General features: G+C 69.6%; 1 pseudogene. It reads left to right on the top strand.

Going from position 1 to position 783, the window contains the following annotated elements:
• Positions 1-783: pseudogene (locus tag RNB18_RS50700) on the top strand (ammonium transporter); the annotation flags it as partial.

Below are 783 nucleotides of genomic sequence, written 5' to 3'. Positions count from 1 at the left end.
TCCCGGTGTACGTCTTCGCCGCCTTCCAGCTGATGTTCGCCGTCCTCACCCCGGCCCTGATCAGCGGTGCGCTCGCCGACCGCGTGAAGTTCACCGCGTGGGCGCTGTTCATCGTCCTGTGGGTCACCATCGTCTACTTCCCCGTCGCCCACTGGGTCTGGGGCTCGGGCGGCTGGCTCTTCGAGATGGGCGTCATCGACTTCGCCGGTGGTACGGCGGTCCACATCAACGCGGGTGCCGCGGCCCTCGGCGTGATCTTCGTCATCGGCAAGCGCATCGGCTTCAAGAAGGACCCGATGCGGCCGCACAGCCTGCCGCTCGTCATGCTCGGCGCGGCCCTCCTCTGGTTCGGCTGGTTCGGCTTCAACGCCGGGTCCTGGCTCGGCAACGACGACGGCGTCGGCGCGGTCATGTTCCTCAACACGCAGGTCGCCACCGCCGCCGCCGTCCTCGGCTGGCTCGTCTACGAGAAGCTGCGCCACGGCTCCTTCACCACCCTCGGCGCCGCCTCCGGCGCGGTCTCCGGTCTGGTCGCCATCACCCCCGCGGGCGGCTCCGTCTCCCCGCTCGGCGCCATCGCGGTCGGCGCCATCGCCGGTGTCCTCTGCGCCATGGCCGTCGGCCTCAAGTACAAGTTCGGTTACGACGACTCCCTGGACGTCGTCGGCGTCCACCTGGTCGGCGGCATCATCGGCTCCATCCTGGTCGGCTTCTTCGCCACCGGCGGGGTCCAGTCCGACGCCAAGGGCCTCTTCTACGGCGGCGGTGTCGAACAGCTCGGCA

Source organism: Streptomyces doebereineriae (assembly GCF_031845645.1).
In the GTDB taxonomy this organism is placed as follows: domain Bacteria; phylum Actinomycetota; class Actinomycetes; order Streptomycetales; family Streptomycetaceae; genus Streptomyces; species Streptomyces canus.
The sequence above is the reverse complement of the archived record's forward strand: the minus strand, read 5'-3'. Positions and strand labels throughout refer to the sequence as shown.